At 72.4% G+C, this 24,098-nt stretch carries 22 protein-coding genes; 7 read left to right on the top strand and 15 right to left on the bottom strand.

All coding sequences use genetic code 11. The features are described 5' to 3' along the window. Window positions 1-5: 5 nt before the first annotated feature. Entirely contained in the window at window positions 6-557 is a 552-nt protein-coding gene (locus tag TR50_RS14605) for a hypothetical protein (protein ID WP_042420530.1), read from the top strand. Here TR50_RS14605 and TR50_RS47905 read toward each other — a convergent pair. The 3 genes from TR50_RS47905 to TR50_RS14590 form a co-directional block, all read right to left on the bottom strand. Next, entirely contained in the window at window positions 548-1,618 is a 1,071-nt protein-coding gene (locus tag TR50_RS47905; RefSeq protein ID WP_042420528.1) for a TolB-like translocation protein, read from the bottom strand. The two genes, TR50_RS14605 and TR50_RS47905, sit on opposite strands and share 10 nt — an antisense overlap. A gap of 156 nt (window positions 1,619-1,774) precedes the next feature. Continuing rightward, on the bottom strand, window positions 1,775-2,929 hold the full coding sequence (locus TR50_RS14595) for an SPFH domain-containing protein (protein ID WP_042420525.1): 1,155 nt from the start codon (window positions 2,927-2,929) through the stop codon (window positions 1,775-1,777). A gap of 99 nt (window positions 2,930-3,028) precedes the next feature. After that, window positions 3,029-3,259 carry an NfeD C-terminal domain-containing protein gene (locus tag TR50_RS14590; RefSeq protein WP_042420523.1) on the bottom strand — a complete coding sequence of 77 codons (231 nt, stop codon included), beginning with the start codon at window positions 3,257-3,259 and terminating at the stop codon, window positions 3,029-3,031. A 245-nt stretch (window positions 3,260-3,504) separates the two neighbouring features. Between TR50_RS14590 and TR50_RS14585 the strand changes: the two genes are divergently transcribed. Continuing rightward, complete coding sequence (locus TR50_RS14585) at window positions 3,505-5,196, top strand: APC family permease (RefSeq protein ID WP_084700304.1); 1,692 nt, start codon at window positions 3,505-3,507, stop codon at window positions 5,194-5,196. Window positions 5,197-5,384: 188 nt separating this feature from the next. After that, a complete protein-coding gene (locus TR50_RS14580; protein WP_042420519.1) occupies window positions 5,385-6,197 on the top strand; it encodes a hypothetical protein in 813 nt (270 codons plus the stop codon). Window positions 6,198-6,218: 21 nt separating this feature from the next. On the opposite strand, the gene TR50_RS14575 is transcribed toward TR50_RS14580, so the two are convergent. Both TR50_RS14575 and TR50_RS14570 read right to left on the bottom strand, forming a co-directional pair. Further along, window positions 6,219-6,407, bottom strand: coding sequence for a hypothetical protein (locus tag TR50_RS14575; RefSeq protein WP_042420517.1), 189 nt, complete (start codon window positions 6,405-6,407; stop codon window positions 6,219-6,221). 186 nt (window positions 6,408-6,593) lie between these two features. After that, window positions 6,594-7,397: an SDR family oxidoreductase gene (locus TR50_RS14570; protein ID WP_042420515.1), complete on the bottom strand. Its 804-nt coding sequence runs from the start codon at window positions 7,395-7,397 to the stop codon at window positions 6,594-6,596. Between the two features lie 156 nt (window positions 7,398-7,553). Here TR50_RS14570 and TR50_RS42530 point away from each other — a divergent pair, with 156 nt between their 5' ends. The 3 genes from TR50_RS42530 (at window position 7,554) to TR50_RS14555 (ending at window position 15,012) form a co-directional block, all read left to right on the top strand. Next, a complete protein-coding gene (locus TR50_RS42530; protein WP_052440993.1) occupies window positions 7,554-9,308 on the top strand; it encodes a hypothetical protein in 1,755 nt (584 codons plus the stop codon). Window positions 9,309-9,417: 109 nt separating this feature from the next. Continuing rightward, the gene (locus TR50_RS14560) at window positions 9,418-10,803 is read left to right on the top strand and encodes a dipeptidase (protein WP_042420513.1); all 1,386 of its coding nucleotides are present in this window, start codon (window positions 9,418-9,420) and stop codon (window positions 10,801-10,803) included. 183 nt (window positions 10,804-10,986) lie between these two features. Then, a complete protein-coding gene (locus tag TR50_RS14555) occupies window positions 10,987-15,012 on the top strand; it encodes a hypothetical protein (RefSeq protein WP_152648401.1) in 4,026 nt (1,341 codons plus the stop codon). 58 nt (window positions 15,013-15,070) lie between these two features. Here the strand turns inward: TR50_RS14555 and TR50_RS14550 are convergent, their stop codons facing one another. The 7 genes from TR50_RS14550 to TR50_RS14520 all read right to left on the bottom strand — a co-directional run bounded on the left by TR50_RS14550 (window position 15,071) and on the right by TR50_RS14520 (window position 20,601). Then, window positions 15,071-15,631 (bottom strand): GNAT family N-acetyltransferase, encoded by a 561-nt coding sequence (locus TR50_RS14550; RefSeq protein WP_084700272.1) that lies wholly within the window; start codon window positions 15,629-15,631, stop codon window positions 15,071-15,073. Between the two features lie 55 nt (window positions 15,632-15,686). Further along, window positions 15,687-16,583, bottom strand: a complete 897-nt coding sequence (locus TR50_RS14545; RefSeq protein ID WP_042420508.1) for a TauD/TfdA dioxygenase family protein — start codon at window positions 16,581-16,583, stop codon at window positions 15,687-15,689. Window positions 16,584-16,654: 71 nt separating this feature from the next. Next, window positions 16,655-17,590, bottom strand: a complete 936-nt coding sequence (locus TR50_RS14540; protein ID WP_042420506.1) for an ABC transporter permease — start codon at window positions 17,588-17,590, stop codon at window positions 16,655-16,657. Beyond that, window positions 17,587-18,402: an ABC transporter ATP-binding protein gene (locus TR50_RS14535; RefSeq protein WP_042420504.1), complete on the bottom strand. Its 816-nt coding sequence runs from the start codon at window positions 18,400-18,402 to the stop codon at window positions 17,587-17,589. The genes TR50_RS14540 and TR50_RS14535 overlap by 4 nt, the downstream gene beginning before the upstream one ends. 4 nt (window positions 18,403-18,406) lie before the next feature. Next, window positions 18,407-19,438, bottom strand: coding sequence for an ABC transporter substrate-binding protein (locus TR50_RS14530; RefSeq protein ID WP_042420501.1), 1,032 nt, complete (start codon window positions 19,436-19,438; stop codon window positions 18,407-18,409). A gap of 372 nt (window positions 19,439-19,810) precedes the next feature. Then, window positions 19,811-20,167: a transcriptional regulator gene (locus TR50_RS14525; protein ID WP_084700270.1), complete on the bottom strand. Its 357-nt coding sequence runs from the start codon at window positions 20,165-20,167 to the stop codon at window positions 19,811-19,813. Then, window positions 20,152-20,601, bottom strand: a complete 450-nt coding sequence (locus TR50_RS14520) for an MFS transporter (RefSeq protein ID WP_152648400.1) — start codon at window positions 20,599-20,601, stop codon at window positions 20,152-20,154. Before TR50_RS14520 ends, TR50_RS14525 begins: the two co-directional genes overlap by 16 nt. 83 nt (window positions 20,602-20,684) lie before the next feature. Between TR50_RS14520 and TR50_RS14515 the strand changes: the two genes are divergently transcribed. After that, window positions 20,685-21,308 carry a class I SAM-dependent methyltransferase gene (locus TR50_RS14515; RefSeq protein ID WP_042420497.1) on the top strand — a complete coding sequence of 208 codons (624 nt, stop codon included), beginning with the start codon at window positions 20,685-20,687 and terminating at the stop codon, window positions 21,306-21,308. A gap of 10 nt (window positions 21,309-21,318) precedes the next feature. Here TR50_RS14515 and TR50_RS14510 read toward each other — a convergent pair whose 3' ends face one another. The 3 genes from TR50_RS14510 to TR50_RS14500 are packed head-to-tail and all read right to left on the bottom strand — an operon-like array spanning window position 21,319 to window position 24,025. Beyond that, window positions 21,319-22,167 (bottom strand): ABC transporter permease, encoded by an 849-nt coding sequence (locus tag TR50_RS14510; RefSeq protein WP_042420495.1) that lies wholly within the window; start codon window positions 22,165-22,167, stop codon window positions 21,319-21,321. 2 nt (window positions 22,168-22,169) lie between these two features. Beyond that, a complete protein-coding gene (locus TR50_RS14505; protein ID WP_042420493.1) occupies window positions 22,170-23,117 on the bottom strand; it encodes a daunorubicin resistance protein DrrA family ABC transporter ATP-binding protein in 948 nt (315 codons plus the stop codon). Continuing rightward, complete coding sequence (locus tag TR50_RS14500) at window positions 23,114-24,025, bottom strand: DUF4097 family beta strand repeat-containing protein (protein WP_042420492.1); 912 nt, start codon at window positions 24,023-24,025, stop codon at window positions 23,114-23,116. The genes TR50_RS14505 and TR50_RS14500 overlap by 4 nt, the downstream gene beginning before the upstream one ends. Window positions 24,026-24,098: the final 73 nt, after the last annotated feature.

The raw sequence follows: 24,098 nt of genomic DNA, 5'->3' as shown, positions 1-24,098 counted from the left end.
CCCCCGTGCGATTCGACGCCGTGCCGAAGCCCCGGGCCGTGGCCGCCAGGCCGCGGGACCCGAGGGGCTATCCCGTGCCCGCCATCACGCCGTTCGAGGACGGGGAGCCGCGCTTCGCGCTGACCGACTACGAGAAGAGCGCGGCCTGCGCGCGGGAGCGCCTCTGCTCGGTGTGCGGGACCGCGATGCCGACCGACGCGCCCGTGTTCCGGGTCGTCGGGGCTGCCGAGGCGGAGGCCATCGGCGCCGCTCTCGCCACCGGGGCGCCGTACCGGAACCTCGCCCCGACCTGGGAGGGGCCGGGGCACCGGGCCTGCATGCTCTACGCGTCGATGGTCTGCCCGTACCTCGCGCGGCCGCAGGCGCGCCGCAGGGTGCTGGACCGGGGCGCCGCGCGCGGCGCGACCGGCGCCGTGGTCGGGTTCGCCGACTACGAGTACGCGGTGACGGACACCCAGGTCCTGTTCCGCTTCCTCGGCGTCGTCGAGTTCCTCCCCCACGACGACGCCGCGACGGCGCATCTGGCCACGCTGGAGCGGGAGATCGCTCAGCGGTAGGCGGGCAGGCCCGGAACCGAGGAGATCAGCCTCGGCGCGGCGGAGCCGTCGATCGGGACGACCGCGACACCGCTCGGCGTGCGCACCGCGACGGTGCGGCCGTCCGGGGAGACCGCGGGCTCGGTGTAGTCGGTGGTGGCGTGCGGGGTGAGGTCGGTGAAGGTCGAGTCCGCGGTGGACGAGCCGAAGCGCTCCACGAAGACGTGGTCGTGCCCGCCCACGGAGCGGACGAAGACGATGCCGGACTCGACCTGGCCGGGGATCAGGGCCGGCTCGGAGCCGTTGGTGACCTCGGAGCCCTGCTGGCGGATGTAGTCGTCGCGGATGTAGACGTCGCCGGTGCCGGGGTTGGCGTAGACGCTCGCGCCGTTGTAGCTGCCGCTGCCGTTGATCCAGGTGTTGCCGGTCTGCGGCAGCGTGGGCACGTTGTCGCCCGCCTCGTGCTCGAGCGGCAGCACGGCCGGCGTGCCGCCCGCCGTCGGAACCTCCATCAGTCGGCTGCCCGCGCCGCCGCCGGAAACGAAGAAGAGGTTGTTCCGGGGGATGTTGCCGTACTGCGGGTCCGCCTTGACGACCTGCCAGGCGGGGTGGGACCAGGTCTGACCGCCGGGGTTGCGGGCGACCACGACGCGGCCGCTGCCGTCGGCGTTGGCGGTGTCGAGGTTGCCGTTCCCGTCGATGAAGGCGGCCTTGCGGCCGTCCGGGGACCAGGCCAGGTCGCGCACGACGACGCCGAAGTCGACGACGGCGCCGTTCATGACGACCTTGCTGGTGCCGTTGCTGATGGTCAGCATGGTCCCGCCGGTGCCGTTGACGGAGACCGGCACGCCCGTCCCGCCGCCGGACGTGCCCCCGGTGGAACCGCCGGTGGAGCCCCCGGACGTGCCGCCCGAGGCCGAACCGCCGGACGTGCCGCCGGTGCCCCCGGCGCCGCCGGAGGCGGCGCCGCTCGGGCTAGCGGAGGCGGCGGGGCCGGTCTTCGGGTCGCAGGCCGTGAGCAGGCCGCTCGCCGTGACGGCGGAGACAAGAGCGATCGCGACGGCGATGCGACGGGTGCGCATGGTGGGTCCCCCTGGGTCGGGCAGTCCGGTGACTCTGAGCTGACGCTCTGAGAAGAGACTGCCCGGCGCGCATCGTAGAACCGTGCGCCCCCTGTCACAGCCGCGCTACAGCCGGTGCGCGGGCTCCGACAGGGGCCGGGATGGAGCCATAGACCGTCAGTCGACCTCGATCTGACCGCCGTTCAGCTGCTTGCGCACGGGCGGGCGCGACTCCTCGTCGCTGTTGCCCGCCGGGGCGCCGAGGTTGCGGCGCACCGAGTCGAGGATGGTCAGGCCCTGGCCGACCAGCCCGGCGGCGATCTCGCCGAGACCGTCCGCGCCGTTGAGCACGTTGACGTTGGCGCCGGCCAGACCGCCCGCCGCCTCCTTGACGATCAGCGGCAGCTGGTCGATCAGCATCCGGTCCAGGGCGACGCGGTCGTGCGAGGCGGCCGCCTCCGCCTGGATCTTCATCCGCTCGGCCTCGGCCAGCGCCAGCACCCGGATGCGCTCGGCCTCGGCCTCGGCGGGCTTGACGATCTCCGCGACCAGTTGCTGCTGCCGCAGCTCGGCCGCGCGCTGGGCCAGCTCCGTCTGCGCCGAGAGCACCTCCTGCTGGGCGTGCGCGGCGGCCAGCGGACCGGCCTGCGCGGCCTGCGCCTGGGCCCGGTCGACCTCGGCGCTGTACTGGGCCTTCACGACCGCGGTCTGCCGGGCGTACTCGGCCTGGTTCCGCGTGGCGGCCTGCTCCGCCTCGGCCGCCGCCTGGGTCGCCTGGGCCTGCGCGACCTGCGCCGCCCGCTGGATCGCGGCCTTGTGCGGCGCGGCCATGGCCTTGATGTAGCCCGCGTCGCCGTCGTCGATCGACTGGATCTGCAGCGAGTCGACGATCAGGCCGATCTTGGCCATCTCGGCCTTGGAGGTCTCCAGCACCTCGGTGGCCAGCTTCTGCCGCTCGGTGACGATCTCCTCGACCGTCATCGAGCCGATGATCGACCGCAGGTGGCCGGCGAAGATCCTCCCCGTCAGCACCGCCATCTGGTCCTGGTCGGAAAGGAACCGCTGACCGGCGTTGACGATGCTCTCGTGGTCGTTGCCGACCTTGAACGCGATCACGGCGCGGACCGTGAGCGCGATCCCCTGGCGGGTCACGCAGGTCTCGGCGACCTCCGCCTCGCACATCGCCAGCGTGAGGAAGCGGGTCTTCCGAAAGACCGGCAGCACGAACTTGCCGTGGCCGGTGACGACACGGAACGGAGCCCCCTCCAGCCCACGCCTGCCGCCGGAGATCAGCATCGCCTCATCCGGGGCGGGAACGCGGTAACCGAACATCCTTCTCGTCTCCTCGTCCAAGAGATCCTGGACCCTCGCGGTATCCCCCGTGAGGGAACATCTCGCGGGTATGTCTACACCCGGGGGGTGGACCCGGGTCTACACCCCGCCGTCGAGTGAATCTGTCCACTCGATCACATCGACCTGCCGCGCCCCGCGCGACTCGATCACCAGCACCGTGGTACCCACCGCGAGCGGCTCCTCGGACCAGGCCAGAAAGGCCTCGGAGCCGCCACGGACACGCACCAGCACCTCACCCGGGCCCTCGCTGCCGCGGGTGCTGATGAGCAAGCGTCCGGTGCAGCCGATCACCGCCTCGTCCGCCGGCATGCCCACCGTGCTCCTTCCGGTCCACCCGCGGGTCTCCCCGCGTACCCCCACTCGTCCGGGAATCACGACCCTAGCGCGAATCCGGGCAGCCCAGCAGATGCGGACGACGGTTGCTCTCCTATGCTGGATTTGTCATTTACATATTGCTTACGCGTTGCCGTCGCCAGGCTCCGATTGCGGGGAGCTGTGCGCCCACCGCGCTCAGGCTCGCCGAGATCGCCGACTGACCCCGTCGGATTGAGGTGATCCCTTTGGCAACCGCGACCGCGCCTCCCACCAAGGGAGGCCAGCACGCGCTGAAACGCGACATCGGGCTGATCGGTCTGACCTGGACATCGGTAGGGTCGATCATCGGCTCGGGCTGGCTTTTCGGCGCACTGTTCGCCGCTCAGGCCGCCGGAACGGCGGCGCTCGTCTCCTGGGGCATCGGCGCCGCGGCCATCATCATCCTGGCCTTCGTGCACGCCGAGCTCGGCGCGGCCTATCCGGTGTCGGGCGGCACCGGCCGGTTCCCGCACTACGCCTTCGGCACCGCGGCAGGCGCCTCCTTCGGCTGGTTCTCCTGGCTGCAGGCCGTCACCGTGGCCCCGATCGAGGTCCTTGCGGCTCTGAACTACCTCTCGGTCCACGCGAGCTGGATCCAGACCGGCAAGAACCACCTGACCGGCGGCGGCTACGCGCTCGCGGTCGCGTTCATGGCGTTCTTCGTGGTCGTCAACTGGCTCGGCATCAAGTTCCTGGCGCACACCAACAGCGCCGCGACGTGGTGGAAGATCGCGATCCCGTGCCTGACCATCCTGGTCTTCGCGGCCACCGCCTGGCACAGCAACAACTTCGGCTACCAGGGCTTCTCGCCCTTCGGCTCGGAGGGCATGCTCTCCGCGATCAGCACCAGCGGCATCATCTTCGCCCTGCTGGGCTTCGAACAGGCCGACCAGCTCGCCGGGGAGAGCCGCAACCCGAAACGCGACATCCCGGTCGCCGTCATCGGCTCGATCCTGCTCGGCGCGCTGATCTACATCATGCTGCAGGTGGTCTTCATCGCCGCCCTGCCGCACAGCGCGTTCGCCAACGGCTGGGCCAACCTGTCCTTCACCGGCAAGGCCGGCCCGTTCGCCGGTCTGGCCACGACCATCGGGGTGGGCTGGCTGGCCACCATCCTCTACATCGACGCGGTGGTCTCCCCCGCCGGCACCGGCCTGATCTACACGACGGCGACGTCCCGCGTCTCGTACGGCCTGTCCCGCAACGGCTACGTGCCGGAGGTCTTCGAGAAGACCACCAAGCGCGGCGTGCCGTGGTTCGGCCTGCTCTTCGCCTTCGTCATGGGCCTGGTCGTCTTCCTGCCGTTCCCGACCTGGCAGAAGCTGGTCGGCTTCATCACCTCCGCGTCGGTGCTGATGTACGCGGGCGCACCGCTCTCCTTCGGCGTGCTGCGCAGGTCCGATCCCGACCGCTACCGGCCCTACCGGCTGCCGGCCGGCAACTTCTGGTCACCGGTCGCCTTCATCGTGGCCAACCTGATCATGTACTGGTCCGGCTTCGACACGCTGTGGCGCCTCGGCATCGGCATCCTGCTCGGCTACCTGCTGCTCGGCACGTCGGTGACGTTCAAGCTCAACTCCAAGTCGCCGCACATGGACTGGCGGTCCGCACAGTGGCTGCCGGTCTACCTGCTGGGCATGGGCATCATCTCCTGGCGAGGCCGGTACTGCAGTTCCGGGCCGGCCACGACCACCTCCTGCGGGGCGTCGAACAGCCTGCCGCTCTGGTGGGACATGGTCATCATCGCCGGGTTCAGTCTGGCCATCTACTACTGGGCCCAGGCCGTGGCGCTGAGCCCGGAGGAGACCCAGGAGTACATCGGCGACGTGGAGGTCGAGGAGGAGCCCAAGGGCTACTCGACGCCTCCGCCCGAAGCCCCCACCACCACCTGACCGCCTTCGTCCCGGACCGCCTCGTCGCCCGCACCGCGGCGAGGCGGCCCGTCGTGCGTCAACACGGGTACGTTCGCGTACTCCAGGCGGGTGATGGGCGGTTCCGAAACGTAGTCGGCTGGCTACGATCGGCGGTGGGGAGCGGGCCCGCGTCGAGGCCCACGCGCCTGCCGACGAGGAGCCGTCCGATGTCCCAACTCCCGGCCGACACCGTGAGGAACGCGGGAGTGCCGCTGCCCGCAGCGCAGTTGCCGATGCAGGCGGCGCGCTGCCAGTACGAGGGGCTGCCGATCCACGCACGCCCGCCGTTCGGCGTGCTCCGCCCCACCCGCCGCATCCGCGAACACGCCCGGATGCGGCTCGCGGGCGTGCCCGCGCGCGGGCGGCCTTCGGCGTACGAGGTGGGCAGCTGGGTCACGGTCCGCAGCGTCGAGGAGGTCCGCGCCACGCTGGACGCGGGCGACCGGCTGGGCGGGCTCTGGTTCACCGGGTCCCAGTGGTCCTTCTGCGGCGGCACGTACCAGGTCGAGCACACCGTCCGCCGCATGCTGGACGACCACTACCGGATGCGCCGCATCTCCCGCACGGTCACGCTCCGCGGCGCGACCTGCGCCGGCGCGGGTCCGGAGGACGAGGGCTGCGGCCTCGGCTGCGCCCTGCTCTTCCGCGACGACTGGGTCCGCCCCGCGGACGCCCCGGTCGCCCCCGCCGCGCCCCAGCGGTACGCCACGGTCCGCAGCCTCCAGGAGATCCAGCAGACCCTCGGCCCCGACGGCACCCTCCTCGGCGTCCCCTTCCACGCCGCCATGGCCCGCCACGTCGGCCGCCGCCTGCCCGTCCTGCGCCAGGTCGTCCCCCGCGCCCTGCCGCGCTGGCAGTACCCCGTCGGCGAGTGGTACCAGCTGGACGGTCTCCGCTGCCTGGGCGAACCCCTCGGCGGGCTGGGCTGCGACCGGCAGTGCGCCCTGCTGTGGCACCGGAGCTGGCTCGACCTCGACTGACCGGACGGCCGTGCCCGGGCGTCAGACCGCGTCGTCGCCCCGGGACGAGCGGAGCAGCGCCTGCTCGGAGAGGTGGCCCAGGGCGGCGCGCACCGCGTCGCAGCTCCACCCCAGGCCGTCCGCGATCTGCTCGACCGACCAGTCCGGCTGAGCCAGCATCAGCCGGTAGACGACCTCACCCTCCCCGCTGAGTCCAAACGATCCGATCATGTTCCGGCGTCCTCCTCCGGGCGTAGGGCGGCTCAGGCCTGCCGTCCGCCCGCCCGCCCGCCATCGCGATCTCCTATGCGGACATTCAAGTTCGCGGGCGGAACGGTCACCAGGCAGATGACCGGCAGCTTGGGCGGCAGAAGGCGGCTCGCGCCCGCAGACCGGTCGGCCGGGGCCCGGGGAGTGCTACCGGTGGTACGCCGCCGACCTCGGCTCCGCGACGCTCCCGAGGTACTCCTCGAAGCCGATCCGCCCGTAGGGCTCCCCGGGGACCAGGTTCCCGCCCGCGCGGAAGGCGCCGAAGACCCGGCCCGGGACCGCGACCGGGAGCAGCGGCCGCCGGCCGCGCCCCGTCGCCAGCAGGTACACGCGGGCCAGCTCCCGCGCGTCGCGGACCCGGGGCCCGCCGATGTCGGGGGCGCGACCGTCCACGGGCGCGGCGAGCGCCAGCTCGCCGAGGCGGGCCGCCACGTCCCGCACGTCGATCGGCTGGAACCGCAGCGCGGGCACCGGCGCCAACGGGGCCTTCGCCGAGAACGCGAAGAGCGCCCGCAGCAGGTCGTGGAACTGCGTGGCCCGCTGCACGGTGTACGGGAGCCCGGACGCCGCGAAGACCTGCTCCGCGGCGAGCTTCGCCTGGTAGTAGCCGAACGGGATCCGGTCCACGCCCACGATCGAGACGTAGACCAGGTGCGGCGGCGTCTCCGCCTCCCGAGCCGCCGCGACGACCGTCCGCGCGAGCGCCTCCTCCTCGCCGCGACGGAAGCCGCTCGCGCAGTGGACGACGGCCCGCGCCCCGCGCAGCGCCTCCACCGCGCCGACGCCCGACCGCAGGTCGGCCGTGGCCCACTCGTACGCCTCCGCCCCACTCCCGGGACGGGGCCGGCGGCTGACCACCCGCACCGCCCGGCCCTCCGTCGACAGCCGCGCCACGACCGCCCGCCCGAGCACGCCCGTCCCCCCGGTCACCACGATCCGGTCCTGGTCCATCCCCGCGCCTCGCTTCCGCTGTGAGCTGCCTTTCCAGTGTGGACAGGACGGCCCGCCAAAACGTGACACCGCTCCCGCGCGGAACGGATCTTGAGGCTGGTAGTCTCCCCTGCCCTGCGGGCCGGTCGCCCGCGCGCAGGACAGAGGGGGACATACATGAACCGACCGACGCGTCGTCAGACCTGGGCGGTCGCCGCCCTGGCCGGACTGCTGCTCGCCGGAGCGTCCGTGACGGAGGCTTCGGCGCAGAGTCCGATCGATCCGACCATCCCGACGCCGACGCTTCCGGCCCAGGCCGTGCAGACCACGCCGACCGGCGCGGACGGCTGCGGCGGCGACCCGGTGGGGTGGCTCTCCGGCAACGGCTTCCAGATCGACGTACCGCACTCGACCCAGAACGGCATCAACTTCCAGGCTTCGGTGCATGTCTGGGACCTCGACGGCTCCCAGCAGGGCGACTCGGTCGCCCCCTTCTCTCCGTTGGCGACCGTCGAGGTCGGCACCCCCGCGACCGTCACCTACCAGTCCGGCCACACGTACGGCTGGTACGCCCAGACCTACGACGGCACCGGGTACTCACAGCCGACGGCGGCCTGCTACTTCAAGGTCGACTCGACCCCGCCCAGCTCACCGGTGATCACGAACCCGGACTTCCCGCCGGTCGGGGCGCCCGGCGAGCCGACCAAGGAGAGCGGCCAGCCGACCACCTTCACCATCACCGGCGGCCACGACAACCTGCCGCCCGGCTGCACCGACGCGTCGGCAACGGACTGCGCCGCCAGCGGACTCGGCTCCTACGAGTACGCCCTGAACGACCAGAGCAGTTGGACGAAGCTGCCGGTGGACGCGAACGGCGACGCCACCCTGACCCTTGCCCCGGACTGGGGCGTCCAGAACCTCTACGTGCGGTCCGTCGACGCGGCGGGCTTCCCCAGCCAGGCGCCCTCGTCCTACACGTTCTACGTGCCCTGGCAGCTCCCCGGCACGACCACGGCGAGCCTGACCGGCCCGGCCACCGCCCCCCGTGCCGTGCCGCTGCACCTGACCGGGCAACTGAGCGGCGGCTACCACAACCCCGGCCAGGTCCTCCACGTCACCCGCACCGACCTCCTGCACCCGCACGGCCTCGCCCTGCCGGACATCGCCCTGGGCACCGACGGCACGTACACGGTCACCGACACCCCACCGGCGGGCGGCGCGAACACGTACACGGTCAGCTACCCGGGCGACGCCGCCTACGCGCCGGCCTCCGCCTCCGCCACGGTCCAGGTGAGCCGCGCGGCGACCGCCCTGTCGGTGGGCACGAACGCGTCCACGTACCCCTACGGCGCCACCGCGACCGTCACGGCGCACCTCGGTACGACGTTCGACGGACGCACCGTCTCCGTCTACGCCCAGCCGCACGGCGCGGCCAAGGTCCTGCTGAGGACAGGTGCGGTCGATCAGCACGGCAACCTGGCCGTCCCCTACCGGCTGACCCGCGACACCGTGTTCACCGCCGCCTTCGCCGGGGACTCCCGCTACGCTCCCACCACCGCCTCGCACACTGTGTCGACCGGCGCCGCGCTCTCCGAGCGGGTGACCGGCTCCTACGGCACACAACTGCGCGGCACGACGCGGTATCTGCTGATGCACCACACCGCGACGGCGTCCCTGTCCGCGGCACTCACGCCGGCGGCGCCGGGCTCCTGCGTCCGGTTCGAGTTCCAGCGTTGGACCGCCGGCAGCTGGAAGACCACGTACACGACCGCCTGTCACACCATCAGCAGCGCGGGCGTCGCCACGCTCCCACTCGACCTGCGCGGACTGACCGGAGCCACGCTGCGCATCCGCGCGGAGTACGTCCCGGCTGCAGGCGCGGCCAACGCCGCTGCCTGGGGTGGATGGGAGTACCTGGCCGTCCGCCCGTGACACGGGGGCCGGTCGCGCGGTCGGATCGTAAGGTGGGGCTGGGACAACCGGTCCCGCCCCACGGATCCACCTCGCGGGTCCACCACCGCACCCAGAAGGAGCGCTCCCCATGTCGCAGACGCCCACGCCCCCGCCCGGACAGGCCGAGCTGGCCGCGGCCGTCGCCGGGCTGATGCCGCGGGCGAAGGCCGAGCTGGCCGAGCTGGTCTCGTTCCGGTCCGTCGCCGACCCGCGGCAGTTCCCCGTGGAGGAGTGCGAGAAGGCCGCACGCTGGGTCGCGGACGCGCTGAGCGCGGAGGGCTTCACCGACGTCGCCGTGCTGGACACCCCTGACGGGACCCAGTCCGTCTACGGCGTGCTGCCCGGCCCCGAGGGCGCGCCGACGGTGCTGCTGTACGCGCACTACGACGTGCAGCCGCCGCTGGACGAGGACGCCTGGGTCTCCCCGCCGTTCGAGCTGACCGAGCGCGACGGGCGCTGGTACGGACGCGGCGCGGCCGACTGCAAGGGCGGCCTGCTGATGCACCTGACCGCGCTGCGCGCGCTCAAGGCGGACGGCGGCGTGCCGGTCACCGTCAAGGTGATCGCCGAGGGCTCCGAGGAGCAGGGCACCGGCGGCCTGGAGCGCTACGCCGAGGCCCACCCGGAGCTGCTGACGGCCGACGCGATCGTCATCGGCGACACCGGCAACTTCCGTGTCGGCCTGCCGACCGTCACCGCGACGCTGCGCGGCATGACCATGGTCGAGGTCGCCGTCCGCACGCTCGGCGGCAACCTGCACTCGGGCCAGTTCGGCGGCGCCGCGCCGGACGCGCTGGCGGCCCTGATCCGCATGCTGGACTCGCTGCGTGACGAGACCGGGGCGACGGCGGTGCGCGGCCTGGAGGCGGAGGCGGCGCAGAGCTGGGAGGGCCTGCAGTACGGGGAGTCGGACTTCCGCTCCGACGCCAAGGTCCTCGACGGCGTCAGTCTGATCGGCACCGGCACCGTCGCCGACCGCGTCTGGGCGCGCCCGGCGGTCACCGTCCTCGGCATCGACTGCCCGCCCGTCGTCGGCGCCACCCCGTCGGTGCAGGCCGCCGCCACCGCGCTGGTCTCGCTGCGCGTCCCGCCGGGCCTCGACGCCGCCCGCGCGGAGGAGGCCCTCACCGCCCACCTCACCGCCGCCGCCCCCTGGGGCGCGCACGTGACGATCACCTCCCGCGGCCAGGGCCAGGCCTTCCGCGCCGACACCGCCAGCCCGGCCTACGCCGCCATGGCGGCCGCGATGTCCGCCGCCTACCCGGGCGAGCAGATGCAGATCGCCGGCCAGGGCGGCAGCATCCCGCTCTGCAACACCCTCGCCACGCTCTACCCGGAGGCAGAGATCCTCCTCATCGGCCTGAGCGAGCCGGAGGCGCAGATCCACGCGGTCAACGAGTCCGTCTCCCCGGAGGAGCTGGAGCGCCTCTCGCTCGCCGAGGCGCTCTTCCTGCGCTCGTACGCGAAGCGGTAGGCACCGGGCATTCCGGGCGTGGGGCTCCGTCGGCGGTCGACAGAGCCCCACGCGCTGTGGCGCGTCCGACAGGGCTCCGCCCGTCAATCCGCTGTGTCGCCTGCGAACTGACGCGCTACGCTCCCGCTGCCCTTGGGGCTTCGCCGGGGAGGCGAAGCGGGCGGGAGTGGAAGCGGGGGGCGCATGAGCCTGTCGAGAACATCCGTACGGTGGAGACCCGGGGCAGGGGGGCGGGCGAAGCCGTCCAGCCTGCTCGCCCTGCTGGCGACGGTGCTGGCGGTGGTCGCCGCGCTGGTCGGGCCGACCGGCACGGCCGCCGCCGCGGCGCGGCCCGCGCCCAAGGCGCACCCGGCGGCGCAGCCCGCCGCGAAGGCACCGGCGAAGGCCCGGTCAAAGGCTCCGGCGAAGACCGTCACCAAGCCGGTCGCACCGGTCAAGGCGCACGCCGTGGCCGCCGCGCACCCGGACCAGCAGCTGCGTCACCGCAGCGCGGCCGCCGCGCTCGCGCACGCGCAGGCCGGCACCGGCACGACGAGCACCTGCTCCGGTCCGGTCGACGCCGGCACGGTCTACGACTGCGCGAGCCCCTCGGCCACCGGCGCCGACAGCTACACGCTGACCCTGCCGAACGCCTCCGACCTGGTCCTGGTCCGGCTCACGGGCACGAACGGCTCGCCTTCCTTCACACTCACCGCACCGGGCGGCGCGACCGTCACCTGCTCGCAGCCGCAGTGGTTCCAGCTGCCGAGCTGCGCCACGACCGGGTCCGGCACCTACACCCTCCAGGTGCAGAGCGGCGGCGCGTCCGCGTACACGCTCTCCTACCTGCCGCTGCTGTCGGACAGCTCCTGCAAGGTCGCCGACCCGTCGTTCGCCACCCCCACCCTCCAGGGCGCGCTGGCCGCCGGCGCGGCCGGGGACTGCTACACGCTGGCGGCCCCCTCCGGGCACGTCCTGCACGGCGAATCGTCCGCGACGGGCCAGCAGTTGGTCACCGTCTACGACGCGACCGGCGCCCAGGTCTGCTTCGACGACCAGGGCGACTGCCCCCTCACCGGCACCGGCCCCTACCGGGTCCTGGTGGACGACCAGTACGGCAACGCCGACAGCTACGACCTCCAGCTGAACGACGTCACCCAGCCCTCCGGCTGTGTCGCGGCGCCGCAGGGCGTCTACGGAACCGCGCCGGACGTCTCCTCCGCCGACCGCTGCCGGACCCTTCAGGTCACCGCCGACGGCCAGTACCAGGTCTACGCGGCGAGCACCGACTACTCCGGCCTCTCCGGCACCCTGTACCTCCCGGACGGCACCGCGACCTGCACCAACGGCGGTCCCACCTGCCAGCTCACGGCGGGGTCCTACGACTTCGTCGCGAACCCGGCCCCTTCGTACACCGCCCACTTCGGCGTGGTCTTCCTCGCCGCGAACGAGAGCCGCGGCTGCGTCGCGACCGGTGACACGGACTTCGTCACCGGAGCGGCCAAGGGCACCTTCACGGGCACGGGCGACGTGCTCTGCCTCGCCCTGCCGACGGCCGCCGGGCACGGCGACTACCTGCTCAACCAGCCGACCGCGGACGGGTCCTCGCCCCAGCAGCTGCAGGTGCTCGACGCCACCGGGGCGCAGATGTGCTCCAACTACCAGTCCAATGTCGTCACCTGCGCGCTGACCGGGACCGCCCCGTTCCACGCGGTGCTCTCGGGCCAGCCCGACAAGGCCGGCTACCAGCTGGTCGTCCAGCGGACCGACTCCCAGGCCGGTTGCAAGGTCTGGCCGCAGTCCGGCTTCGGCGGCTCCTTCGGCGCGTCGGTCTCCCTGACCTCGTCGTCGAACGCGGGCTGCCTCAGCATCCCGGCGAACCAGCACTCCACCGGCGAGATGATCGACTACGCCAACAACGCCAACGCGGTGGACGGCAGCCTCTACGTCAACGACCCGACCGGCAAGAACATCTGCATCGGCGCCAGCACCGCGGGCTGCACCTACACGGCCGGCGTCGCCTACACCGCGCTGGTCTTCGAGACCAGCGGCGCCTCGGACACCTACCGGCTGGTCCGCCGCGACATCTCCAGCAGCGCCACCTGCCCGGCGGCGGCCTCCACGACGGTGGGCGGCCCGTCCACCACCTACGTGCTCGGCTCGGCCCTCGACACCCGCTGCGTCCGGGTCACCGGCGCGACGGCGGACAAGTTCTCCCTGGGCGTGCGCGCGAGCGGCGCGGACCAGTCGGGAGCGGTGCTCCAGGTCGCGAACGCGAGCGGCGCCGTCGTCTGCCGTCAGTGGGGCACCGCGTGCGACGTGACCGGCTCGGGCACCTACCAGGTCCTGATCACCGCCTCCGGCTACCAGGGCGTCGGGATCACCGCGCATGTCGACACCTGGCGGATCGGCACCGCCTCCGGCTGGGCGCCGGAGTGCCAGGCCCACGCGCTCTCCGGCGCGGCGGGCTGGGCCCCGATCACGACACGGCTCTCCGAGTCGCTGACGGGCTACTGCGCGGTCGTCTCGGTCCAGGACAACCAGATGTTCAAGATCTACAGCGTGCCCGGCGCCGGGCAGCAGGGCTCACCCTGGTTCAACCTGTACAACGACGCGAACTGGACCCAGTTCGGCCTGTGCGGTGAGGGCAGCGGGTCCCTGCTCTGCGGCGGGTCGCCGAACCAGGCGGACCAGTACCTCCTGCTGGTCCAGCCGTACCAGACCGCGCTGCCCGCGAACTTCACCATGCAGGCCGTGTGCACCACCGGCTGCACGACCCAGCCCGTGGCACCGGTCGTCACCTCGATCTCGCCGTCGAGCGGTCCGGCCGGCAGCGCCGACCAGGTCGTCGTGCACGGCACCCACCTCAACCTGGGCACCGGTATCGCGCTGGCGCAGAACGGCCTCGCTTCGAGCAGCCAGTCCTACCCCGAGTCCATCAGCGCCGACGGCACCGCGCTCACGATGCAGTTGGACACCTACGGCGTCGCGCCCGGCACCTACGACGTCGTGCAGAGCGGAATCGGCTACAGCGCCGGAACTCCCTCCCCGGGCTACCTGCCCGGGGCCTTCAAGGTGACCGCCGCGCCCGCCGCGCCGCCGACCGGCACGTTCGTGACGGACGGTCCGGTGCGTGTCCTCGACACCCGCAGCGGTCTGGGCGCCGCCAAGGCGCACGTCGCCGCGGGCGGGACCGTGCGACTCCAGGTCACCGGCAAGGCGAAGGTCCCCACCAGCGGCGTCACCGCCGTGGTGCTGAACGTGTCGGCGCTCGCGCCGACCCGCGCCGGCTCTCTCGTCGTCTACCCGGACGGCAAGACCCGGCCGGGCGTGACCGACCTGACCTTCGTGACCGGCCAGGCCCAGTCCGACCAGGTCACGGTCCCGGTCGTCGACGGGCGCGTGGACCTGTACAACGGCTCGAGCGGCACGGTCGACCTCACGGCCGATCTCGCCGGCTACTTCACCAGCAGCGGCAGCCACGCCCGGCTGACCACCGTCGGCCCCGCGCGGCTGCTGGACACCCGCACCGGTCTCGGCGCACCGAAGGCCCACGTCGCCGCGGGCGGGACCGTGCACCTGAAGGTCGCCGGACACGGCGGGGTGCCGAAGACGGGCGTGAGCGCCGTCGCGCTGAGCGTGACCACCTACGCGCCCGCCAAGGGCGGCTATCTGACGCTCTATCCGGACGGCACCGGGCGCCCGGGGGTCAGCCAGGTCAGCTTCGCTCCGGGTCAGTCGGTCGCGGACCTGGTGGTGGTGCCGGTCGTGAACGGCACCGTCGACCTGTACAACGCCTCGGGCGGGAACGTCGATCTGACGGCCGACGTCACCGGCTTCTACTCGGCCGAGGGCTCCTGGTTCCAGGCCGCCGGTCCGGCACGGGTGCTCGACACCCGGTCCGGGCTCGGCGGAGCCGGCGTGACGGTCCAGCCGCACAGCTCCGCGCAGCTCAACGTCACCAGCCTGCCGGGCTGGCCCACGGCCGGCGCTTCGGCGGTCGTGCTCGGCGTCAGCGCCACCGGCGCGCAGAGCGCGGGCTCGTTGACGGTGTTCGCGGACGGACAGCCGGTGCCGGCCTCGGCCGCGCTCCAGTTCCCCGCCCACGCCCAGATCACCGGGGAGGTCGTCGTACCGGTGGCGAACGGCGTCGTCGACTTCGTCAACAACTCGGGCGGGACGGTGCAGGTCTTCGCCGACCTCCAGGGCTGGTTCGGTCCCAGCTCCTGACGCCTTGCGGTGAACGACGGGGCCCGGCTGCTTCTCGGCGGCCGGGCCCCGTCGCGGTTCAGGCCGGTTTCGGGGCCGACCGCAGGTCGCGCATGCAGAGGACCTTGTCGTAGCGGCGGTCGCCGACCGCGACGAAGTCGGGCAGGCGGCCGTACTCGGTGAAACCGAGAGTGCGGTACAGGTGGAGGGCGTTCGCGTTGTCGCCGCGCGCGTCGAGGGTCAGCACCTCGATCCGCGCGGCCCGGGCGTCCTCCACCAGGGCCGAGACCAACGCGCGCCCGATCCCGCGTCCCTGGGCGGAGGGGTCGACGGCGATCTTCTGCAGGTCGGCGTGCGGCCGGTGGGTGGGGCGGGCGTACCGGGTCCAGTAGCCGAGGCCGACGAGGCGGTCACCGAGGAACGCGACCCGCAGGGAGGCGTCCCCCGCCCGGACGGCGGCGGCCACGTCCGTGAGGAGCCGTCGGACCTCCTCCTGCGACGGCGGCTCCACCCACCCCAGCGCCGCGCCGCCGCGCACCAGCTCAGCGAGGAGCTGGTGCGCGGCGGCGACAAGGGCTTCGGGCAGGTCGTCGAGCGTGCAGACAAGGAGGCCGGGGTCCACGTCAACGGAAACGTCCATGGCCCGCGAGCCTACCCACGGACGATCAGGCGCGGCCGGTCAGACCACCCGCCGGTCAGGCCACCGCCGGGGTGTAGTGCTCGGCCTCGTCGCCCTCGACGACGTAGCTGGTCCGACCGTCCACACCGACCGGGACGTCGCCCGCGACCGTGACGCGGTGCAGCAGGCGCGGCAGGTCGCCGTAGTCGTCCGGGGCGTAGTGCTGGGTGGCGCGGTTGTCGAAGAGGACGACGTCGCCCGGGTTCCAGGCGATGCGGACGATGTTCTCCGGGCGGGTGACGTAGGACTGCAGGACACGCAGCAGTTCCTGCGACTGCTCGCTGTCGAAGCCGAGCAGGGTGCGGGCGAAGCCGCCGACGAAGAGGCCGCGGGCCCCGGTCTCGGGGTGGACCCGGACGACGGGGTGCGCCGTGCGGTACTTGCGTGAGACGAACTGCGCGCGGCGCTCCGCGGACCGCTGGTCGCGCGGGACCGCGTAGTCGTAGTCGTTGGTGTGGATCGCCCAGGCCCGGTCGGCGAACTCCCGCAGCGGCTCGGGCAAATCCTCGTAGGCGGCCTGGGAGTTGGCGATGAGGGTGTTGCCGCCGTAGGGCGGGACGACGATGCTGCGCAGCGTCGACGCCTTGGGCGGGGTGCGCACGAAGGTCACGTCGGTGTGCCAGCGGTTGGCGCGCTGGCCCGCCTCGCCGTCGACGGACAGGACGTTGGGCTGCCCCTCGGCCGAGGGGACGGTCGGGTGCGCCGTGGTCAGCTCGCCGAAGAGCGAGGCGAAGCGCTGCTGCTGGTCGTCGTCGAGGTGCTGGTCCCGGAAGACCAGGGCCTTGTGTTCGAGCAGGGCCGCGTTGATCTCCGTGACGAGGGCGGGGTCGAGCTCCTGGGTGAGGTCGACGCCGAGGATCTCGGCGCCGATCCGGCCGCCGATGCGGCGGACGTCGAATCCGGTGCTGGACATGCTGGTTCCCTTCTGCGGACGGTGCTGTGGGCGGTTCGGTAGGCGGTTCGGTAGGCGGGTCTGAGGACGGTTCACGGGAGTCGCCAGGCGCCGAGGCGGCGCTCGACGGCGACGAGCAGCTGGTTGAAGAGCACGCCGAGCACGGCGATGGTGACGATGCCCGCGTACATGTCGGGGATGGCGAAGTTGAATTGCGCGGAGTTGATGAGATAGCCGAGCCCGGCCTTGGCGCCGACCATCTCCGCAGCGACCAGGACCAGGATCGAGACGGCCCCCGCCAGTCGGATGCCGGTGAAGATGGTCGGCACGGCCGCCGGGAGGATCACCTTCTGGAAGATCCGCGGCGCGGACAGGTCCATCGAGCGCGCCAGCCGCAGCAGCGTCGGGTCCACCTCGCGCACCGCGCTGATGGTGTTGAGCAGGATCGGCCAGGTGCAGGCGTAGAGGACGATGGCGATCTTCGAGGTCTCACCGATGCCCAGCAGCAGGATGAAGACCGGCAGCAGGGCGAGCGCGGCGGTGTTGCGGAACAGCTCCAGCAGCGGACCCAGCAGCGCGGCGACGGGCCGGTACCAGCCGATCAGCAGCCCGAGCGGCACCCCGACCAGCACGGCCAGGCCGAAGCCGCTCAGCGAACGGACCAGGCTGGCCTCGGTGTTGGCCCAGAGCTGGCCGTTCGTCGCGAGGGTCCACCAGTCCCCGGCGACGACGGAGAAGGGCGGCAGGAAGGTGGAGTCCACCAGACCCGCCCGTGGCGCGATCTCCCACAGCGCGAGCAGCGCGACGATCGCGACGGACTTGGTGACGCCGCGCAGCAGCAGCCCGGCGAGGCGACGCCCGAGCGGGCGCGCGGGCGCACGACGGGCGAGCGGGGGCGCATTCCGGTCCTCCGCCCCGGCCGCCCGCGCCGAGGACGGTGCCGACGGCGGTGCCGCGGGACGTGCCGAGGACGGTGCCGAGGGAGGCGCCTCGGTGTCCTCCGCCACCTGCGTGCCGGTGCTGCTCATACGACCGCCCTCTCCTTCTCCAGGCGCTGCGCGAGGGCGACCTCGTCCCGCAGCAGACTCCAGATCTCGTGCCGGTGCCGGGCGAACTCCGGGCTGGAGCGCGGGTCGTCCGCCTCGTGGCGGCGCGCGCCCAGCTCGATCGGCACGACGTGCTTGACCCGGCCCGGCCGGGAGGTGAGCACGGCGACGCGCTGCCCGAGGTGGACGGCCTCGTCGATGCTGTGGGTGATGAAGACGACGGTCTTGCCGGTCCGCTCCCAGATCCGCAGCAGCTCGTCCTGGAGCGTCTCGCGGGTCTGGGCGTCGAGCGCGGCGAACGGCTCGTCCATCAGCAGCACGTCGGGGTCGTAGGCGAGGCTCCGGGCGATCGCGACGCGTTGCCGCATGCCGCCGGAGAGCTCGTGCGGGTGCCGGTCCTCGAATCCGGCCAGGCCGACCAGTTCCAGATGCTCCCGGGCGCGCGCCGCGCGTTCGCGGCGCGGCACGCCCGTCGCCTCCAGGCCGAACTCGACGTTGCCCCGGGCGGTGCGCCAGGGCAACAGGGCGTACTGCTGGAAGACGATGCCCCGGTCCAGGCCGGGCCCGGTCACCGGCTCGCCGTCCAGCAGGACGCGTCCGCTGCTCGGGCGGGTCAGGCCGCCGAGGAGGTCCAGCAGGGTCGACTTGCCGCAGCCGCTGGGCCCGACCACGACCAGGAACTCCCCGGCCGCGATCTCCAGGTCGACCCCGTCGAGGGCGACCAGGTCGGCGGCCCCGCCCCGCCCGGGGAAGACCTTGCCGACGTTCTCGAATGCGATCCTCGTCGTCGTCACCGTCTCAACTCCCGGGCCGGTAGCCGTTGTAGGCGTTGGTGTAGAGCGAGGACGCGGTGACCGACCCCTTCGGGACGGTGCCGCGGTCCGCGAGCCAGTCGAGCCAGAGCTGGAACTCGGCGTCGGTGATCCGGCCGCCGGTCTCGGCGACGCCGTAGGACTCGAAGTACTTCAGCGGCGCCGTGTTCTCGTTGCGTCCGCGCTTGCGGACGATCTCGGTCATCCGCGCCACCACCTCGTCGCGCGGCGTCCGTCGGGCCCACTCGATGGCCTTGGCGGTGCCGGTGACGAAGGTCCGTGCGGTGTCCGGGTTCTGGCGCAGGAAACGCTTGGTCATGACGTACGTGCCGGCGCTGAACGCGCCGAGCAGCTGGTAGTCGGTGAACAGCGGCCGGATGCCGCCCTTGGCCAGCGCGGAGTCGCGCAGCACGCCGCCGAGCACGGCCACCTGGATCTGCTTCTGCCGCAGCGCCTGCTCGGTGCTGACGGGCGGCAGCACGACCGGCTCGACCTGTGCGATCTCGGCGGGGCTCAGGCCCTGGCGCTTGAGGTAGATGTCGAGCATCGCCTCGTCGTGCGCGCCCAGGGTGTTCACCCCGACCTTGGCCCCGATCAGGTCGCGCCCGGAGCGGATCGGGCTGCCGTCCAGCACGTAGAAGCCGTTGTAGGAGTAGCGGTCGACGCCGTAGTAGCTGATCACGGCCTGCACCGGCGCGTGCGAGGCGGCCAGCTTTACCACCGCCCCGTTGAACGCCCCGCCGAAGTCCACCTGCCCGGTGGCGGCGGACTGGATGTCCTGCGGACCGCTGATGGTGTCGCCCACCCAGTCGAGCTTCACGTCGCCGAAGTAGCCGAGATCCTCGGCCAGTTCGGGGAGCAGCACCTGCCCGGCCCAGCCCTGGTAGCGCAGTTTCCTGGTCTGCCCGCCCCCGCTCGGCTCCCCTGCGGCGGCGGCCCCGCACCCGGCCAGCGTGACAGCGGCGGCGGAGCCGCCGAGAAGGGCGAGAAACCGGCGTCTGGAGGCGGAGGAGTGCATGGCGAAGAACCCTCTCTCGGGGAACGGAATTCGGGCAGGAGGAATTCGAGGCAGGCGGAATTCACGGCAGGACGGACGGGGAGATCCGGCGCAACGGCGGGCAACGTTCTCGCAATGCCGGCGCCATGCGTGGGGAAATGAAAACGCCGCGCACGGGACACACGTGCGCGGCGAACAGGAAGGCCAGGTCAGCCGGGAGCGGCTACCGACCGGTCAGTTCACCGACCGGCGGCACAGAGGGCGCTCGCGTCACGTCGCAGATCGACGTGGCGGCGCAGTGCGAAATTCGCGGACTGGCTCATGGGCGAAAGCGTCGCAGCAATTCCCGCCTTTCGTCAATACGTTCCGGGGCGGCGTCTCGCTTTTCGAGAATTACTCGGACTCCGATGTTTCCTCGTCACCCTGGTGGGCCCGGCCCTGGGCGGTGAGGGCGGAGAGGGCGCAGAGGTGGCGTTCGAACGCGCCGCGGCCCTTGGCCGTCAGCGAGAGCCAGGTGCGGGGGCGTCGGCCGACGTGGCCCTTGCGCACGCGGACGTACCCCAGCTCCTCCAGGGCGACAGCGGCTTTGGAGAGGGTCGGCGCGGCGATCTGGCAGGTGTCGGCGACGGTGGCGAAGTCCGCCTCGCCGCAGCCGGCCAGGAAGGCGGCCAGCTTGAGCTTGGGCAGGGTGCCGAACGCCTCGTCGGGCAGCGGGGATCGGGAGGCGCCGGGCACTACGGTCGCGTCCATCCGGTGAGCCGGTACCAGGTCTCCAGGCCGATGACCAGGCCGAAGGAGATGTCGCCCCAGCCCGGGGCAACCGCCCAGTAGAGCCCGCCGCCGACGGCCACCCCGACCAGCAGGAACCAGCCGGACTTGCGGCTTCGCGCCCGGGTCGCACAGGTGTTGGTCAACGGGACCGTCCCGCCGCGGCGCCAACGACGCACCAGCTCCACGTACATGCCGAGGTGGGCGACGAACACGACGATCGCGGCGATGCCGAGGGACGAGGCGGCGGCCTGGTTCCGGCCGGCCAGGTCGGAGAGCCCGGCCAGGACCATGGCCAGCGCGAACGTGCCCCCGGCGTAGAAGGGGAACCACGCGGGGACGCGCGGCGGCGCGGCGGCGCGACGGGTGTCGACGGCGATCCTCAGAGCCTCTTCCGGGCTCAACTCAGCAGCCATGCTCGAAGGCTAGCACTTTGTTTCCAAATGGAAAGTAGTTTCCTGACGCCTCGACTGTCAGTGACCGCTGCTACGGTCCCCGTATGACCGCAGCCGCCTACGACGCCGTCGCCTCCCGCTACGCGGAACAGTTCAGGGACACGCTCAGCGACCGCCCCCTGGAGCGCGCACTCCTGCGCGCCTTCGCCGAGTTGGTCCGGACGAACGGGATCGGGGAGGTCGCCGACCTGGGCTGCGGGCCCGGTCAGATCACCGCCCACCTGGGCGGGTTGGGGCTCAAGGCGTTCGGCGTCGACGCCTCACCGGCGATGGTCCGGCTGGCCCGGGAGGCCCATCCGGGTCTGCGGTTCGAGCACGGCTCGATGGCCGCGCTGGACATCGCGGACGGCTCCCTGGGCGGCGTGCTCGCCCGCTGGTCCGTCATCCACACCCCGCCGGAGGGGCTTCCCGCCGTCCTCGCGGAGATCGGTCGCGTCCTCGCTCCCGGTGGACACCTGCTGATCAGCCTGTTCGCCACCGACGACCCCTCGATCCCGTGTCAGTCCTACGACCACTCGGTGGTCACGGCCTACCGGTGGTCGCCCGACCACCTCGCCGGGATGCTGCGCGAGGTCGGAATGGGCGAAGTGGCCCGCATCCTCTGCGAGCCACGACCCACCGACCGGCGCCAGTTCCAGGAGCTGCAACTCCTCGCCCGCAAGGGCTGACAGTGCTGTGTCAGCTCGGCTTCGGCTCCCGCTCGTACAGCCGCCGCGACCAGACGCAGGAGACCGCCGCGACGCCGACGCACCAGGCGAGGGTGACGACCAGGTTGTCGCCGATCTTCGTCCCGGTCAGCAGTCCACGCAGCGTCTCGGTGACCGGCGTGAACGGTTGGTACTCCGCGAACCAGCGCATGCCCGTCGGCAGCGAGGCGGTCGGGACGAACCCGCTGCCGAGGAAGGGCAGCAGGGTCAGGAACATCGGGGAGTTGCTCGCGGTCTCCACGCTCTTGGCCGACAGCCCCAACCCGACGCAGAGCCAGGTCACGGCGAAGGTCAGCAGCAGGATCACGCCGAAGGCGGCGAGCCAGTCGGCCGCGTTCGCGTGCGGCCGGAAGCCGACGGCGATCGCGACGCCGGTGACGACGGCGACGCCGATCACCGTCTGGACGGTCGCGCCGACGACGTGCCCGGTGAGGACCGACGACCGGGCCACCGCCATGGTGCGGAACCGGGCGATGATGCCCTCGGTCATGTCCTGGGCGACCGCGATCGCGGTGCCCTGCGCCGCTGCGGCCACGGCCATCAGGATGATGCCGGGGGTGACGTAGGCCACGTAGGCGGACCGGCCGCCGTGCATGCCGACCGGCGTCCCGCTGCCGAGCCCGGAACCGAGCGTCCCGCCGAAGACGTAGACGAACAGGAGCAGGAAGACCACCGGCATCATCGTGACCATGACGGTCAGCGACGGATAGCGCAGCAGGTGGCGCAGGTTGCGGCGCAGCATGATCCGGGCGTGCACCAGGGCGTGTGAGCGTCGGTCGTCGATCTCGGCCGTGGGGCGGGTGGCGGTGAGGGTGCTCATGGTCAGGCTCCTTTCCTTCCGGTGAGGGCGAAGAAGACGTCGTCGAGATCGGGGGTGTGCACGGTGAGCGCCTCGACCTCGATCGAGGCGTCGTTCAGCCGCCGGAGCAGCGGCCACAGCGTGCTGACGCGGGCGTCGCCGGGCAGTTGGAGCGTCAGCCCGTCGTCGTCACGGCCGGTCGGGTCGAGCAGACTGGCGGCAGCCTCCAGGCGGGCGCGGTCGGCGAAGGACAGCTCGATGTGCCCGCCGGGGATCCGCGCCTTGAGCTCGGCCGGCGTCCCCTCGGCGACGATCCGGCCGCCGTCCAGCACGGCGACGCGGTCCGCGAGCTGGTCGGCCTCCTCCAGGTACTGGGTGGTCAGCAGGAGCGTCGTCCCGGAGGCGACGAGTCCGCGGATGATGTCCCACATGGTGCGGCGGCTGCGCGGGTCCAGACCGGTGGTCGGCTCGTCGAGGAAGATCACCTTCGGGTCGCCGACCAGCGTCATGGCCAGGTCGAGCTTGCGCTTCATGCCACCCGAGTAGGTCGACGCGGGCTTGTCCCCGGCCTCGCCGAGCTCGAACCGTTCCAGCAGCTCCGCGGCCTTGGCCCGGCCGACCCGCTTCGGCAGCAGGTGCAGGTCGGCCATCAGCATGAGGTTCTCGCGGCCGGTGAGGTAACCGTCCACGGCGGAGAACTGACCGGTGACGCCGATCGCGCGCCGGACCGCCTGCGGGTGCTTCGCGGCGTCCCAGCCGGCGACGCGGACCTCGCCGGCGTCGGGACGCAGGTAGGTGGTCAACAGGTGGACCGCGGTGGTCTTTCCGGCCCCGTTGGGCCCCAGCAGGGCCAGGATCGTGCCCTGCTGGACCGTCAGGTCGATGCCGTCGAGCACGGTCTTCTCGCCGAAGGCCTTGTAGAGGCCGCGGGCCGAGATCGCGGCGGCGTCGTCGCGCGTCGAGGTGTTCACACCTGCTCCTTCAGGGCCGGGGTGCGGTGGATGGTGACGTCGCCGAGCTTGGTCTCGGCGTGGATGTCGAGCCGGTCGGCGGTGGCGGCAGCGGTACCGGCGGCTGCGGCGTCCGGGGCTGCGGCGGCGGCGAGGGCGTTGTGCACGCGGCCGACGGTGGTGTGGAGGTCGAGGAGGGCGGCGCTGCCGTGGCGGACGCCGACGTGGACGCTGCCGTTCTTGGTGGTGGCGGAGACCTTGCCGCGGACGACCTCGCCGATCCGGACCTCGCCGTTGGCGCTGGCGGCGGTGATGTCGGCGAACGCGCGCTCGACGTGGACCGAGCCGTTGGAGCCGCGGACGCCGGCGGGGCCGGCGAGCAGGCCGATCTGGATCCGACCGTTGCCGTTGGTGACGTCGGCGGTGCCGTCGACGGACCCGACGCTGATGTCGCTGGAGCCGGTGTGGATCTGGGCGTTGCCGTTGACCTGGTCGACGACGACCCGGCCGACGCCGTTGCGGAGGTTGACCGAGCCGGTGGCGGCGAGGTGGACGGCGCCGACGTCGTTCTTGAGCTGGACGGTGCCGAGCGCGCCCTCGGCGTCGAAGTCACCGAGGTCGGCCTCACCGCGGACGTCGGAGCCGGCCGGAAGCTGGATCAGCACGTCGACCGACTCGGGGCGCCGGCTGCTGAAGTTCACGAACCGGTTCAGCGGCTTCCGGGTGACGACGCCGAGGGTGCGGGTGGTCTCGTCGTACTCGACGCGGGTGTTCTCGGCGGCCCTGACGTCGGCGGGCTTGTCCGGATCGCTCGGGCGGACCTCGACGACCGTGTCGGTGCGATCCGAGGCGGCGAAGCGGACCTGGGCGACGTAGAGGTCCAGGACGACGGCGATCGGGGCGGGGGTCTCGAACGTGGAGCGGGACATCTCGGGTTCCTTCGCGGAGGGCGGTGGGATGCGGTACGTGCGATCCGGTACGTGCGGTGGGCGGTGCCCGTTG

The sequence above is a fragment of the Streptacidiphilus anmyonensis genome, from assembly GCF_000787855.1.
GTDB lineage: Bacteria > Actinomycetota > Actinomycetes > Streptomycetales > Streptomycetaceae > Streptacidiphilus > Streptacidiphilus anmyonensis.
The sequence above is the reverse complement of the archived record's forward strand: the minus strand, read 5'-3'. Positions and strand labels throughout refer to the sequence as shown.

Bases quoted from the DNA above. Each gene is read 5' to 3' on its own strand.
- TR50_RS47905 (WP_042420528.1), bottom strand. From the start codon at position 1,618: ATGCGCACCCGTCGCATCGCCGTCGCGATCGCTCTTGTCTCCGCCGTC.
- TR50_RS14595 (WP_042420525.1), bottom strand. From the start codon at position 2,929: ATGTTCGGTTACCGCGTTCCCGCCCCGGATGAGGCGATGCTGATCTCC.
- TR50_RS14590 (WP_042420523.1), bottom strand. From the start codon at position 3,259: ATGCCGGCGGACGAGGCGGTGATCGGCTGCACCGGACGCTTGCTCATC.
- TR50_RS14580 (WP_042420519.1), top strand. From the start codon at position 5,385: ATGTCCCAACTCCCGGCCGACACCGTGAGGAACGCGGGAGTGCCGCTG.
- TR50_RS14575 (WP_042420517.1), bottom strand. From the start codon at position 6,407: ATGATCGGATCGTTTGGACTCAGCGGGGAGGGTGAGGTCGTCTACCGG.
- TR50_RS14570 (WP_042420515.1), bottom strand. From the start codon at position 7,397: ATGGACCAGGACCGGATCGTGGTGACCGGGGGGACGGGCGTGCTCGGG.
- TR50_RS42530 (WP_052440993.1), top strand. From the start codon at position 7,554: ATGAACCGACCGACGCGTCGTCAGACCTGGGCGGTCGCCGCCCTGGCC.
- TR50_RS14560 (WP_042420513.1), top strand. From the start codon at position 9,418: ATGTCGCAGACGCCCACGCCCCCGCCCGGACAGGCCGAGCTGGCCGCG.
- TR50_RS14555 (WP_152648401.1), top strand. From the start codon at position 10,987: ATGAGCCTGTCGAGAACATCCGTACGGTGGAGACCCGGGGCAGGGGGG.
- TR50_RS14550 (WP_084700272.1), bottom strand. From the start codon at position 15,631: ATGGACGTTTCCGTTGACGTGGACCCCGGCCTCCTTGTCTGCACGCTC.
- TR50_RS14545 (WP_042420508.1), bottom strand. From the start codon at position 16,583: ATGTCCAGCACCGGATTCGACGTCCGCCGCATCGGCGGCCGGATCGGC.
- TR50_RS14540 (WP_042420506.1), bottom strand. From the start codon at position 17,590: ATGAGCAGCACCGGCACGCAGGTGGCGGAGGACACCGAGGCGCCTCCC.
- TR50_RS14530 (WP_042420501.1), bottom strand. From the start codon at position 19,438: ATGCACTCCTCCGCCTCCAGACGCCGGTTTCTCGCCCTTCTCGGCGGC.
- TR50_RS14525 (WP_084700270.1), bottom strand. From the start codon at position 20,167: ATGGACGCGACCGTAGTGCCCGGCGCCTCCCGATCCCCGCTGCCCGAC.
- TR50_RS14520 (WP_152648400.1), bottom strand. From the start codon at position 20,601: ATGGCTGCTGAGTTGAGCCCGGAAGAGGCTCTGAGGATCGCCGTCGAC.
- TR50_RS14515 (WP_042420497.1), top strand. From the start codon at position 20,685: ATGACCGCAGCCGCCTACGACGCCGTCGCCTCCCGCTACGCGGAACAG.
- TR50_RS14510 (WP_042420495.1), bottom strand. From the start codon at position 22,167: ATGAGCACCCTCACCGCCACCCGCCCCACGGCCGAGATCGACGACCGA.
- TR50_RS14500 (WP_042420492.1), bottom strand. From the start codon at position 24,025: ATGTCCCGCTCCACGTTCGAGACCCCCGCCCCGATCGCCGTCGTCCTG.